Annotated in this window: 12 protein-coding genes; all 12 read left to right on the top strand. The window is 43.9% G+C overall.

Annotated features, from left to right (window positions below):
* The 12 genes from ylqF to hslU all read left to right on the top strand — a co-directional run bounded on the left by ylqF (window position 1) and on the right by hslU (window position 13,147).
* Complete coding sequence (ylqF, locus tag MHB50_RS10100; RefSeq protein ID WP_077111745.1) at window positions 1–858, top strand: ribosome biogenesis GTPase YlqF; 858 nt, start codon at window positions 1–3, stop codon at window positions 856–858.
* Between the two features lie 72 nt (window positions 859–930).
* Window positions 931–1,704 (top strand): ribonuclease HII, encoded by a 774-nt coding sequence (locus MHB50_RS10095; RefSeq protein WP_205179462.1) that lies wholly within the window; start codon window positions 931–933, stop codon window positions 1,702–1,704.
* A gap of 16 nt (window positions 1,705–1,720) precedes the next feature.
* Window positions 1,721–2,977, top strand: a complete 1,257-nt coding sequence (locus MHB50_RS10090) for a hypothetical protein (protein WP_077111743.1) — start codon at window positions 1,721–1,723, stop codon at window positions 2,975–2,977.
* Window positions 2,974–3,255, top strand: a complete 282-nt coding sequence (locus MHB50_RS10085) for an EscU/YscU/HrcU family type III secretion system export apparatus switch protein (protein WP_077111742.1) — start codon at window positions 2,974–2,976, stop codon at window positions 3,253–3,255. The genes MHB50_RS10090 and MHB50_RS10085 overlap by 4 nt, the downstream gene beginning before the upstream one ends.
* A gap of 86 nt (window positions 3,256–3,341) precedes the next feature.
* Window positions 3,342–4,502 carry an ADP-forming succinate--CoA ligase subunit beta gene (gene sucC / locus MHB50_RS10080; RefSeq protein WP_077111741.1) on the top strand — a complete coding sequence of 387 codons (1,161 nt, stop codon included), beginning with the start codon at window positions 3,342–3,344 and terminating at the stop codon, window positions 4,500–4,502.
* A gap of 73 nt (window positions 4,503–4,575) precedes the next feature.
* Window positions 4,576–5,481 (top strand): succinate--CoA ligase subunit alpha, encoded by a 906-nt coding sequence (sucD, locus tag MHB50_RS10075; RefSeq protein ID WP_339163499.1) that lies wholly within the window; start codon window positions 4,576–4,578, stop codon window positions 5,479–5,481.
* A 102-nt stretch (window positions 5,482–5,583) separates the two neighbouring features.
* Window positions 5,584–6,456: a DNA-processing protein DprA gene (gene dprA / locus MHB50_RS10070; RefSeq protein WP_340085216.1), complete on the top strand. Its 873-nt coding sequence runs from the start codon at window positions 5,584–5,586 to the stop codon at window positions 6,454–6,456.
* A 177-nt stretch (window positions 6,457–6,633) separates the two neighbouring features.
* Window positions 6,634–8,709, top strand: a complete 2,076-nt coding sequence (gene topA, locus MHB50_RS10065) for a type I DNA topoisomerase (protein WP_077111738.1) — start codon at window positions 6,634–6,636, stop codon at window positions 8,707–8,709.
* A 158-nt stretch (window positions 8,710–8,867) separates the two neighbouring features.
* Window positions 8,868–10,187: an FADH(2)-oxidizing methylenetetrahydrofolate--tRNA-(uracil(54)-C(5))-methyltransferase TrmFO gene (trmFO, locus tag MHB50_RS10060; protein WP_077111737.1), complete on the top strand. Its 1,320-nt coding sequence runs from the start codon at window positions 8,868–8,870 to the stop codon at window positions 10,185–10,187.
* Window positions 10,188–10,222: 35 nt separating this feature from the next.
* Window positions 10,223–11,116 carry a tyrosine recombinase XerC gene (xerC, locus tag MHB50_RS10055; RefSeq protein ID WP_077111736.1) on the top strand — a complete coding sequence of 298 codons (894 nt, stop codon included), beginning with the start codon at window positions 10,223–10,225 and terminating at the stop codon, window positions 11,114–11,116.
* A 22-nt stretch (window positions 11,117–11,138) separates the two neighbouring features.
* Window positions 11,139–11,681 (top strand): ATP-dependent protease subunit HslV, encoded by a 543-nt coding sequence (gene hslV / locus MHB50_RS10050; protein ID WP_077111735.1) that lies wholly within the window; start codon window positions 11,139–11,141, stop codon window positions 11,679–11,681.
* 56 nt (window positions 11,682–11,737) lie between these two features.
* Entirely contained in the window at window positions 11,738–13,147 is a 1,410-nt protein-coding gene (gene hslU, locus MHB50_RS10045) for an HslU--HslV peptidase ATPase subunit (RefSeq protein WP_077111835.1), read from the top strand.
* Window positions 13,148–13,169: the final 22 nt, after the last annotated feature.

Raw genomic sequence — 13,169 nt, 5'->3', positions numbered from 1 at the left:
ATGGCAATTCAATGGTTTCCCGGGCATATGGCAAAGGCTCGCCGGGAAGTGACAGAAAAATTAAAAGTCGTAGATATTGTGTTCGAGCTTGTTGATGCGCGGATTCCCATCTCATCCGCCAACCCTATGCTTGATGAAATCATTCTGCAAAAAAAGCGCCTTATTCTTTTGAATAAGGCTGACATGGCGGATCCTGATTATACGAAGGAGTGGATTCGTTATTACAGTGAAAAGGGCCATAAGGCGCTTGCCATTAATTCCCAGGAAGGGAAGGGATTGAAAGAAATCATCGCAGCATCGAAGGAATTGCTGAAGGAGCAAATCGAGCGGCGGGCAAAAAAAGGTCTAAAGCCAAGAGCCTTACGGGCGATGATTATTGGCATACCGAATGTGGGGAAGTCAACTTTGATTAATCGGCTTGCAAAGCGTAATATCGCCAAAACTGCCAATACACCGGGAGTAACACGCGGACAAGCATGGATAAAAGTCGGAAAAGAACTGGAACTTCTCGATACACCCGGAATTTTATGGCCGAAATTTGAAGATAAAGAAATTGGATACAAGTTGGCTTTAACAGGAGCCATTAAGGATTCATTATTAAATATGCAAGACATTGCCGTCTATGCGCTGGATTTCCTGAAAAGCCATTATCCGCAACGCTTAATGGAGAGGTACCAAATGGCGGATATAGCGACAGAAATGGCTGATTTATTCGATCATATCGGGAAGCTCCGCGGCTGTTTAATGTCCGGAGGGGAAGTTGATTATGATAAAACGGCTGACATCATCGTGATGGATGTGCGAACACAAAAGCTTGGTCGATTGACATTTGATTTTCCGAAAGAACAATCCGACTAATTTTTTGTAAACATATACATAACCTCTTCACTTGGCCGATATAAAAAACAGATAGACAATGAGGGACAATGGATGGACAAGATGACTGTCGAACAAGTAAAAAAATTGCTGCCAGAGATAACAGACGAGCAGGACCCATTATTTCAGCAGCTTGCCTTGGATTCACGCAAGGGCGTCCAAACCCTTGTAGCCAAATGGCGGCGTGAAAAACAAAAAGCGCTACTTGAGCGGAAGCGATATGAGAACATGAGCAAATTGGAAGAAGAAGCGAGAGCGGCGGGTTATGAGCATATCGCGGGAGTTGATGAAGCCGGGCGCGGGCCGCTGGCCGGGCCGGTTGTTTCGGCCGCTGTCATATTGCCTGCCGACTGTTATATCGCGGGGATCAATGATTCAAAACAACTTTCCGAAAAAAAACGCTTTGACATTTATCAAGAAATTACGGAAAAAGCAATCGCTGTCGGAGTTGGGATTATTTCGGCGCGGGAAATAGATATATTGAACATACATAATGCCGTCAAAAAATCAATGCAGACAGCCATCAGCGAATTAAGTGTCCAGCCGGATTTTATCCTTTTTGACGCCATGGAAATAGATGTGCCGTTTTCCTACAAGTCGATTGTAAAAGGCGACACAGCAAGTGTTTCAATAGCGGCTGCATCAATCATTGCCAAAGTCACCCGCGATCGGCTTATGATACAATATGATGAGCAGTTTCCCCAGTACGGTTTCCGCATCCATAAGGGCTACGGAACTGCAGGCCACTTGTCTGCATTGCAATCTTACGGGCCTTGTCCGATTCACCGAAAATCTTTCGGCCCGATAAAAGAACATGCCGGCCAGTGAGAAGGACGTGAGTTGATTGGATATACATACCATTTCGAGAATAATGTTTAATACCGATAAAGTCCCTGCTGACCAGCCGTTCATACTGCGGGATGGCCAAGTAGTATTTGCCAGAACACTTCGCTTTTTTCCCAATCAGCTGGCAGAAATTCAAATTGGATCCAACCGCTTGATTGCAAAACTGGAGGTTCCTTTGGAAAGCGGAAAGGGATATTGGTTTCAGGCAGCGTTTCAACAAGGAGAATTGCTTTTAAAATTACTGTCGAAAGAAGCCCCTCGCACCCCTGGTCCCATTTCGCTCGATCACTCTCCATTTCCAGAGCAGAAGGGATTGCAAGAGCTTACAAATTTCTTAATGAAGGAACCCGTTCCATTGACGAAAGAGCAAATATTCACTGCTGGAAGATGGCTGAAGACAGTGAATGACCAAAGTTTGGCTATGGATGTCATCCGTTTTATGAGCAGGCAAAACTTACCCTTTATTGACTCGGTGTTTCAATCCCTTTTTGCGGCTGTAAACAAAACATCCTTCACCAATTTAATGTCCTCATTATATGAATCCCTCCAGCAGGAACCAAAAAATGCCCCTCTCGTTCAACAAATCCTTCAGCATCTTGAGGAGCTGCTCCATCATGGCAGCCATCAAGAAAAAGCTCATACAGGAACAGGCAAGGACGTTTTTCAACATCTTATGAGAGCGATTAAGCATACAGGGATCTTTTATGAAGCCAATATGGAACAGCTCAAGCCGGAGTTGGCATTAAAATCCCTTCTTGTAAAATATGTCGGGATCAATGAAGCTGGAAACACTTCGCGAAATTACGCGGAGCAAATTATTTTAAAAATGAACGGACAGCAGCTATTTTCAGCCAATAACACATCTGTTCAGCAAATCGTTTTCACTATTCCTTTAACAGTTTTTCAGCAATACACCGAATTAACAATGCAATGGACAGCAAAGCGGAAACCGGATGGAAAAATAGACGCTGATTATTGTCGGATTTTATTTTACCTTGACCTGCAACATTTAAAGGAAACGGTTGTGGACATGCAAATACAAAACCGGGTCGTCACAGTTACGCTCTTTAACGAATCAGAGGCAATCAAACCCCTGGCGCAAACGCTTATGCCCTTTCTAAAAGAGGAATTAAAAAATTTAGATTATACTTTATCCACGGTGCATATTCGCAAGCCGGCAAACAAAAGCCCTGTCGTAAACCGGCTATCAGGCTTGGAGAGCAATCCGTATACTGGGGTTGATATTCGGATATGAATGAGAAAAATGTAGAACAGAAGAAAGCCATTGCTTTACGGTATGCTGAAAGCGATCAGGCGCCTATCGTATTGGCAAAAGGAACGGGAAAAGTGGCGGAGAAAATTCTGGAAAAGGCGGAAGAAAATAATATTCCGGTGCAGCAAGACCCCACCCTTGCTGAATTGCTGGGACAGCTGAATATTAACGAAGCTATTCCGGAAGAACTATACGGCGCAGTTGCCGAAGTTCTGGCTTTTATCTATCAAATCGACAAGAAAACCGGAGAATCGAAATGAAAAGGCTTTAAGGGTGGACTTCCATTCGCCATTTTAATACAATAAACACGGTAATCTATTTTTTACAGTCTGAGGGAGGACGGAAAATGAATATCCATGAGTATCAAGGTAAAGAGATCCTGAGAAAATACGGCGTATCTGTACCAAATGGAAAAGTGGCATTTACCGTTGATGAAGCGGTCGATGCGGCAAAAGAACTGGGTACGGAAATATGCGTTGTAAAGGCGCAAATCCACGCCGGGGGACGCGGGAAAGCCGGTGGTGTGAAAGTCGCGAAAAATCTAGATGAAGTTCGTACATATGCTGACGAAATACTTGGAAAAACCCTCGTTACTCATCAAACAGGACCGGAAGGAAAAGAAGTAAAACGGTTATTGATTGAGGAAGGCTGCGATATCAAGAAAGAATATTATGTCGGTCTCGTTGTAGATCGCGCCACAGATAGAGTCGTCTTAATGGCATCCGAAGAAGGCGGGATGGACATCGAAGAAGTGGCAGCTAAAACGCCGGAAAAAATATTTAAAGAGGTCGTCGATCCGGTTGTTGGATTAACTGGCTTCCAAGCAAGACGTATTGCATTTAACATAAACATGCCAAAAGAGCTTGTGGGAAAAGCGGCCAAATTTATGATCACTCTCTACAATGCTTTTGTTGATAATGATTGCTCCATTGCGGAAATCAACCCGCTAGTCGTTACAGGCGACGGCAATGTGCTCGCACTTGATGCCAAGCTGAACTTTGATGATAACGCCCTATTCAGGCATAAGGATATTTTGGAATACCGCGATTTGGATGAGGAAGACCCGAAAGAAATTGAAGCTTCCAAATATGACCTGAGCTATATCTCCCTTGATGGGAACATCGGATGCATGGTCAACGGTGCCGGTCTGGCGATGGCTACAATGGACATTATCAAACATTACGGCGGAGATCCTGCAAACTTCCTGGATGTTGGAGGCGGGGCTACCGCGGAGAAAGTAACAGAAGCGTTTAAAATTATTCTTTCCGATGAACATGTGAAAGGGATATTTGTCAACATTTTCGGAGGAATTATGAAGTGTGACATTATTGCAACCGGTGTTGTTGAAGCGGCCAAGCAAGTCGGCTTGAGTGTCCCTCTCGTTGTAAGACTCGAAGGCACGAATGTTGATTTGGGCAAAAAAATATTGAACGAATCCGGACTCAATATCATCGCTGCTGAATCCATGTCTGACGGTGCCCAAAAAATTGTTGAGCTTGTCAGCTAAAAAAAACAAAATACATGTACACGATTTGTTTTTCTTTTCGGCTGTACAAAACTGAAAGGAAGGTTAAAAAATCATGAGTGTTTATATAAATAAAGATACAAAAGTGATCGTACAGGGAATTACCGGTTCAACCGCATTATTTCACACAAAACAAATGCTTGAATATGGAACAAAAATTGTCGGGGGAGTAACACCTGGCAAAGGCGGTCAAGAGGTCGAAGGAGTTCCGGTCTTTAACACAGTCGAAGATGCTGTAAAAGCAACTGGTGCAAATGCTTCCGTCATTTATGTTCCTGCTCCATTTGCGGCAGACGCCATTTTGGAAGCTGTCGATGCCGAGCTTGACTTGGTCATCTGCATTACAGAACATATTCCGGTTCTTGATATGGTAAAAGTAAAAAGAGCTATGGAAGGCAAGAAAACACGCCTTGTCGGCCCGAACTGCCCGGGAGTCATTACTCCGGAAGAATGTAAAATCGGCATTATGCCTGGCTATATTCATAAAAAAGGCCACGTAGGCGTCGTCTCCCGCTCGGGAACTTTGACATATGAAGCCGTACATCAGCTTTCCCAAGCGGGAGTAGGCCAATCCACTGCGGTCGGAATTGGCGGAGACCCTGTTAACGGCACCGACTTTATCGATGTTTTAACCGCGTTCAACGAAGACCCGGAAACAGAGGCGGTCATCATGATCGGGGAAATCGGCGGAACAGCCGAAGAAGACGCGGCCCGCTGGGTAAAAGAAAACATGACAAAGCCGGTTGTCGGATTTATTGGCGGTCGTACAGCACCTCCAGGAAAGCGGATGGGTCATGCGGGAGCCATCATTTCCGGAGGAAAAGGAACCGCTGATGAAAAAATCCGCGTCATGAATGAATGCGGCATAAAAGTAGCGGAAACACCAGCTGTTATTGGTGAAACATTGATCGGCGTCCTCAAGGAAAAAGGGCTGTACGAAAAATGCAAAACGCATGCTTAAAAACGAACGAAAAAGGGATTGGCCCGTTACCATCATGTTGAAGGCTTTTTCCCCCAGTTTTTCAAAAATGGCCCCTCCTTTTGAGGGGCTGTTATAAAGGAGATGGTATTCATTTTTAAGGAAAGATTGTTACATCTTCTCCATTGTCAATTACCGAATGGCTCCATTAGACACTTGCTGGAATTGGACCCCGATTTATCACAACTCTATTCGATTTCCTTCTCAACACTTCAATCTTTACTCCATTTAGACCCTTCTTCCAAGAAGCGATTTTCGGAGCAATTTTATACAATGGATATGAACAAACTTCTTTCTTTATACCATTCGAACAACATTGCCGTTATCACTTACCGTGACGAAGAATATCCTGAACAATTGAAGGAAGTTTATGATCCGCCGCTCGTTCTGTTTGCCAGAGGAGACACCGCTCTTTTGAAAAGGCCTTCATTAGCGATTGTGGGGGCCCGAAAGGCGGACAATTATGCCAAAAGGTCGATCCGATTGCTGCTTCCCCCGCTTCTTCAAAAAGGATTCATCATCATTAGCGGATTGGCAAGAGGAACCGATAGCATAGCCCATCAACAGACAATGATGATGGGTGGAAAAACAATCGGGGTGTTGGGAGGCGGTTTTTTTCACCTTTACCCGCCTGAAAACAAAACTCTTGCGGAAGAGATGAGTAAACATCATTTGCTCTTGTCCGAATATCCCCCCATCTGGAAGCCGAAAAAGTGGTTTTTCCCGATGCGCAACAGAATTATCAGTGGTCTTGCCAAAGGAACCGTTATAATTCAAGCGAACATAAAGAGCGGTTCTCTGATTACAGCAGACTTTGCTCTAGATGAAGGCAGAGAAGTTTTTGCGGTTCCCGGGCCCATCGACAGTCCTTTGTCAGAAGGGACGAATAGACTGATTAAACAAGGGGCCAAACTCGTATCATCCGGGGAAGACATTTTAGAAGAACTCCTGTTTTGAGGATTTTGTAAAACAATAAAACTTGCATTTTGGCCAAAAGTGGGATAGATTCATCAAAAGAAGCTTTGAACAGGCTGTCACCTTTCGCCTGTTCTATTTATTTCATTGACAAAAGAATGATACATGTATAAGATTTATTCTGATTTCAGTAACTACACCTCTAGGGAGGATTTTTGTATGTCCGATTATTTGGTTATTGTGGAATCGCCTGCAAAGGCGAAAACCATTGAACGATATTTAGGAAAAAAATATAAAGTGAAAGCATCCATGGGGCATGTCCGCGATTTGCCGAAAAGCCAAATGGGTGTAGACATCGAACATAATTACGAACCAAAGTATATTACCATCCGTGGGAAAGGCCCCATTTTAAAAGAATTAAGGACTGCGGCAAAAAAAGCGAAAAAGGTTTATCTTGCAGCTGACCCAGACAGGGAGGGAGAAGCGATTGCCTGGCATCTCGCCCACAGCTTGGATGTTGACATCACTTCCAATTGCCGGGTTATTTTTAACGAAATTACGAAAGATGCCATTAAAGAATCGTTTAAACATCCCCGTCCCATCAACATGGACCTGGTGGACGCACAACAGGCAAGACGGGTTCTGGACAGACTGGTAGGGTACAATATCAGCCCGCTTCTTTGGAAAAAAGTGAAAAAGGGATTGAGCGCCGGAAGGGTGCAATCAGTGGCAGTCAGACTGATCATCGACAGGGAAAATGAAATTAAAAATTTCGTGCCTGAAGAGTACTGGTCCATTGAAGGCAGTTTTAAAAAAGGAAAGGACCCTTTTCAAGCAGCTTTTTACGGAGTTGGCGGCAAGAAAGTAAAACTGACGTCCGAAGAGGACGTCAAAAACATATTGGGAAAAGTCAAAGGCGATCAATTTATAGTAGATACCGTCACTAAAAAAGAAAGAAGACGGAATCCGGCAAAACCGTTTACGACTTCTTCACTGCAACAGGAAGCCGCGAGAAAGCTGAACTTTCGGGCCAAAAAGACGATGATGCTGGCCCAGCAACTATACGAAGGAATTGACTTAGGAAAAGAAGGCACAGTCGGACTGATTACGTATATGAGAACAGATTCCACGAGAATTTCAGATCTGGCCAAAAACGAAGCGGCGGAATACATTACGGCCAGCTACGGGCAAGAATATAAAGGAACCGGCGGCCGGAAAGAGAAAAAGGCTGTCAACACCCAAGACGCCCATGAAGCGATCAGGCCGACAAGTACGATGAGGGAACCGAACTCGGTAAAGGCCTATTTGAGCCGGGATCAGCTTAGATTGTATAAATTGATCTGGGAAAGATTTGTAGCGAGTCAAATGGCTCCGGCTGTCATGGACACGGTGGCAGTCGATTTAAAAAATGGAGAAGTCATATTTCGCGCAACCGGCTCACAGATCAAATTCCCGGGCTTCATGAAGGTTTATGTAGAAGGCACCGATGATCAGCTTGAGGAAAAGGAAAATGTCCTGCCGGCTTTTTCCGAAGGAGAGCATGTAAAAGCTGAGAAACTTGATCCGAAACAGCATTTTACGCAGCCACCTCCACGGTATACGGAAGCAAGGCTTGTCAAAGCACTTGAAGAGCTTGGAATCGGAAGGCCATCCACTTATGCGCCTACATTGGACACGATCCAAAAACGCGGCTATGTCGCTCTTGACAACCGCCGTTTTGTACCGACAGAACTCGGTGAAATTGTTTTGGAGCTGATTATGGAGTTTTTCCCGGAAATTTTGGACGTGGAATTTACGGCAAAAATGGAATCCAATTTGGATGAAATTGAAGAAGGCCAGCTTGTCTGGGTAAAACTGATTGATGACTTTTATAAAGGCTTTGAGAAAAACCTGAAAAAAGCAGAAGAGGAAATGAAGGAAGTAGAAATCAAAGATGAATACGCAGGCGAGGATTGTGAAAAATGCGGCAATCCGATGGTCATAAAAATGGGCCGGTACGGAAAATTCATGGCTTGCAGTAACTTCCCTGATTGCAGAAACACAAAGCCGATTGTAAAACATATTGGTGTTCAATGCCCGAAATGCCATAAAGGCAGTATTGTCGAAAGAAAAAGCAAGAAAAAAAGAATATTTTTTGGGTGTGACCGCTATCCCGAGTGTGATTTCTTGTCTTGGGATAAGCCGCTTGAAAGACCTTGTCCTAAATGTGAAGGCTTGCTTGTAGAGAAAAAATTGAAAAAAGGCAAACAGGTGCAATGTTCAAATTGTACCTATAAAGAACAACCGCAAGAGTAATGTGAAGCGAGCACTGGCTCGCTTTTTTCTATGAATGTAAAAAATGCACGATCCATAAGCTCATTGTTGTTATTTCTGAATTATTTAGGGTAAAATGCAATAGGGATGTGGAAATAGTGGAGTTTGTGAATGATTGATCATTATCAGGAGGTAAATAGATGACGCAATCTGTTAATATAGTCGGGGCAGGGCTCGCTGGCAGTGAAGCTGCCTGGCAGTTGGCGAAAAGGGGCGTCCCCGTTCATTTATACGAGATGAGACCTGCAAAACAGACGCCTGCACACCATACGGATAAATTTGCCGAATTGGTCTGTTCCAATTCTCTAAGGGCCAACTCCTTAACGAACGCAGTCGGTGTACTGAAAGAAGAGATGAGAATCCTCGACTCGCTTATCATTGAAGCGGCCGATTCGGCTTCCGTACCTGCCGGAGGCGCTTTGGCCGTCGACCGTCATGAATTTGCCGGTTATGTAACCGAGAAGATTCGTAACCACCCGCTCATAACGGTTTATAACGAAGAAATAACAGAAATACCTACAGGGCTTACCATTATCGCAACGGGACCATTGACGAGCCCGGGCCTTTCTGAAAAATTAAAACAACTGACCGGAGAAGAATATTTATATTTTTACGATGCCGCCGCGCCCATTGTGGAAAAAGACAGCATTGACATGGATAAAGTTTACTTAAAGTCACGATACGACAAAGGAGAAGCAGCATACTTGAACTGCCCCATGAATGAGGAGGAATTCGATCGCTTTTATGAAGCGTTAATCGAAGCGGAAACCGTCCCATTGAAAGAATTTGAAAAAGAAATGTTCTTTGAAGGCTGCATGCCGATCGAAGTCATGGCCAAAAGGGGCAAAAAGACGATGTTGTTTGGACCGCTGAAGCCGGTAGGTTTGGAAGATCCACGTACTGGAAAAACACCTTATGCCGTTGTCCAACTTCGACAAGATGATGCAGCAGGAACGCTATACAATATGGTGGGATTTCAGACCCATATGAAATGGGGACCCCAAAAGGAAGTCATCCAACTGATTCCCGGCTTGGAGAAGGTTGAAATTGTCCGTTATGGCGTCATGCACCGAAATACGTTTATTAATTCGCCCAAGGTGCTTAAAAACACCTATCAGTTTAAGGAAAAAGAAACAGTATTCTTTGCCGGACAAATGACAGGAGTGGAGGGCTATGTCGAATCGGCAGCGAGCGGGCTTGTTGCAGGAATCAATGCCGCCATGCTATCCAGTGGAAAAGAACCGCTTGTCTTTCCGAAGGAAACGGCCATCGGAAGTTTGGCCAACTATATCACAACAACAGGAGCGAAAAGCTTTCAGCCAATGAATGTAAACTTCGGGCTTTTTCCCGAACTCCCACAAAAAGTAAGGAACAAAAAGCAGCGAATCGAACAATATGCGCAAAGAGCATTAGCTACCATTCAAAACTTTATGGAAGTTGCGCCGATAAATGAATTGTGATAATATTTAGAAGGCTTCCGAAAGAGGGATTACATATGGTGCATAAAGCGGTACAATCATTTTTAGAGTATATGCAAATTGAAAAAAGCCATTCCTCTTATACAATTCAGTTTTATAAAAAAGATATTGACGAGTTCATCCATTTTATGAAAGAGAACGGAATCGGGTCGTTTAAAGATGTTGAATACCTAGATGCGCGCTTATATGTGACCACTTTATATGAAAAGAAATATGCCAGAACGAGCGCAGCCAGGAAAATTTCAAGTTTACGAAGCTTTTTCAAATACTGTTTGAGAGAAAAACTGGTATCTGAAAATCCCTTTCTGTTGGTTATTCAACCAAAACTCGGGGTCAAGCTTCCAAGCTTTCTCTATGAAGAAGAAATGGAGCAGCTTTTTCTCGCATGTGATGTTTCCACCCCATTAGGAAAAAGAAATCGGGCGCTATTGGAGCTGATGTACGCTACGGGCATCAGGGTAAGTGAATGTGCGGAAATTGAAGACAAAGACATTGACTTCGACTTTTCTACAGTCCTGGTGAAGGGAAAGGGAAGAAAAGAACGCTACATTCCTTTTGGCGATTTTGCCAGGGAGGCATTGCTTATATATATTGATCAAGGAAGAAACGAACTGGTAAAACAGCCCTCTGCCCACAACAGACTGTTTGTCAATGCGCGGGGTGGACCGCTGACTCCAAGGGGAATCCGTTATATATTAACCGAATTAATGAAAAAGGCGTCATTGAATGGGAAATTGCATCCGCATATGATCCGTCATAGTTTTGCGACACACTTGCTGAATAATGGCGCCGATATGAGAACAGTGCAGGAGCTTTTAGGCCACTCGCATTTATCGTCCACTCAAGTGTATACACATGTAACGAAAGAACATTTGCGAAAAACATACATGAATTTTCACCCGAGAGCGTAGCGGGGTAGAAGGAGAGATTCCGATGGATCAATTTCATGCAACGACGATTTTTGCCGTTCATCATAATGGCAAGTGTGCGATGGCAGGTGATGGGCAGGTAACTTTTGGTAATGCCGTCGTCATGAAACATACTGCCCGCAAAGTACGTACATTATTTCATGGAAAAGTTCTCGCCGGGTTTGCCGGATCTGTTGCAGATGCATTTACGCTTTTTGAAAAATTTGAAGGAAAACTCGAAGAATTCAATGGCAACCTTCAGCGGTCTGCGGTGGAGCTTGCCAAAGAATGGCGCAGTGATAAAATATTGCGCAAGCTTGAAGCGATGTTAATTGTGATGGACAAAGACAACTTGCTCCTCATATCCGGAACAGGCGAAGTGATTGAACCGGATGACGGGATTCTGGCCATCGGTTCCGGGGGAAACTATGCGCTTGCCGCTGGCAGGGCCCTGAAACATTATGCTGGCGAACATTTATCAGCTAAAGAAATGGCAAAGGCGGCATTGGAAATTGCAGCCGATATTTGTGTCTACACAAATCGACAAATAATTGTCGAAGAATTGTAACACATGTCGGCTGCTCAATGCGGTACTGTATGTAAGGAGGGACTAATTTGCCAATTTTGAATAAAGGGAATGACTTAACTCCAAGACAGATTGTTGAGCGGCTTGATCAATATATCATTGGGCAAAAAGAAGCGAAGCGTGCTGTTGCTGTTGCGTTGAGGAATCGCTATCGGCGAGGACTTTTACAAGAAGATCTACGGGATGAAATTGTCCCCAAAAACATTTTGATGATAGGCCCTACGGGTGTCGGTAAAACCGAGATTGCCCGCAGACTGGCTAAAATGACGGGAGCGCCTTTTGTAAAAGTGGAAGCAACCAAATTTACAGAAGTAGGCTATGTCGGCAGAGATGTTGAGTCGATGATTCGCGACCTCATGGAAACGTCCATCCGGATCGTAAAAGAAGAAAAAATGCTGGAAGTGAAGGAACGCGCGGAAGAGCAGGCGAACAAACGACTCGTAAAACTTCTTGTCCCCGACAAGAAAAAAGCGGAGGGTTTTAAAAACCCCTTCGAAATGATCTTTGGGGGAGCGCAACAAGGCGAGACGACCGATTCTGCTAATGAGCAGGAAGAAATGAGCATCCGTGAGAAGCGGAGGATCATTGCGCAAAAGCTTGCGGACGGAGAACTCGAAAATGAAATCGTCCAAGTGGAAGTTGAGGAACAGCAACCATCTATGTTTGATCTTTTCCAAGGTTCGGGCATGGAGCAAATGGGAATGAATATGCAGGATGCATTAAGCAACCTCATGCCTAAACGCATGAAAAAAAGGAAACTTCCCGTAAAAGATGCACGAATTGTTTTAACAAACGATGAAGCCCAAAAATTGATTGATATGGATGAAGTTACGCAAACAGCTATCCAAAGAGCGGAGCAAACAGGCATCATCTTTATTGATGAAATTGACAAAATTGCCAGCAGAGGAAATCAATCTTCATCTGCAGACGTATCAAGGGAAGGTGTTCAGAGGGATATTTTACCAATCGTGGAAGGCTCCACGGTCATAACAAAATATGGCCCCGTCAAAACGGATTATATTTTGTTTATAGCTGCGGGCGCATTTCATATGGCAAAGCCGTCTGATTTAATTCCAGAACTTCAAGGGCGCTTTCCAATCAGGGTGGAACTTGAAAAATTGACCGTAAATGATTTCGTCAAAATTTTAACCGAACCCGATAATGCATTAATTAAGCAATATACGGCATTATTGGAAACGGAAGGTATACAAATAGAATTTTCAGACGATGCTATTAACAGGCTTGCGGAAATTGCTTTTGAGGTGAATCAAAATACGGATAACATTGGTGCCAGGCGCCTCCATACAATCATGGAAAAATTATTGGAAGATTTATCATTTGAAGCACCAGATATCACGCTTGAAAAAGTGGAAATCACACCGCAGTATGTTGACCAAAAACTCGCAGTAATCTCGGAAGACAAAGATTTAAGCCAATTTATTCTTTAATATTGTTGGAAGTAGAGTCTAA

The sequence above is a fragment of the Siminovitchia sp. FSL H7-0308 genome, from assembly GCF_037980985.1.
In the GTDB taxonomy this organism is placed as follows: Bacteria; Bacillota; Bacilli; order Bacillales; family Bacillaceae_C; genus Siminovitchia; species Siminovitchia thermophila.
The sequence above is the reverse complement of the archived record's forward strand: the minus strand, read 5'-3'. Positions and strand labels throughout refer to the sequence as shown.

Bases quoted from the DNA above. Each gene is read 5' to 3' on its own strand.
- MHB50_RS10095 (WP_205179462.1), top strand. From the start codon at position 931: ATGGACAAGATGACTGTCGAACAAGTAAAAAAATTGCTGCCAGAGATA.
- dprA (WP_340085216.1), top strand. From the start codon at position 5,584: ATGGTATTCATTTTTAAGGAAAGATTGTTACATCTTCTCCATTGTCAA.
- hslV (WP_077111735.1), top strand. From the start codon at position 11,139: ATGGATCAATTTCATGCAACGACGATTTTTGCCGTTCATCATAATGGC.
- MHB50_RS10085 (WP_077111742.1), top strand. From the start codon at position 2,974: ATGAATGAGAAAAATGTAGAACAGAAGAAAGCCATTGCTTTACGGTAT.
- ylqF (WP_077111745.1), top strand. From the start codon at position 1: ATGGCAATTCAATGGTTTCCCGGGCATATGGCAAAGGCTCGCCGGGAA.
- trmFO (WP_077111737.1), top strand. From the start codon at position 8,868: ATGACGCAATCTGTTAATATAGTCGGGGCAGGGCTCGCTGGCAGTGAA.
- sucD (WP_339163499.1), top strand. From the start codon at position 4,576: ATGAGTGTTTATATAAATAAAGATACAAAAGTGATCGTACAGGGAATT.
- sucC (WP_077111741.1), top strand. From the start codon at position 3,342: ATGAATATCCATGAGTATCAAGGTAAAGAGATCCTGAGAAAATACGGC.
- topA (WP_077111738.1), top strand. From the start codon at position 6,634: ATGTCCGATTATTTGGTTATTGTGGAATCGCCTGCAAAGGCGAAAACC.
- xerC (WP_077111736.1), top strand. From the start codon at position 10,223: ATGGTGCATAAAGCGGTACAATCATTTTTAGAGTATATGCAAATTGAA.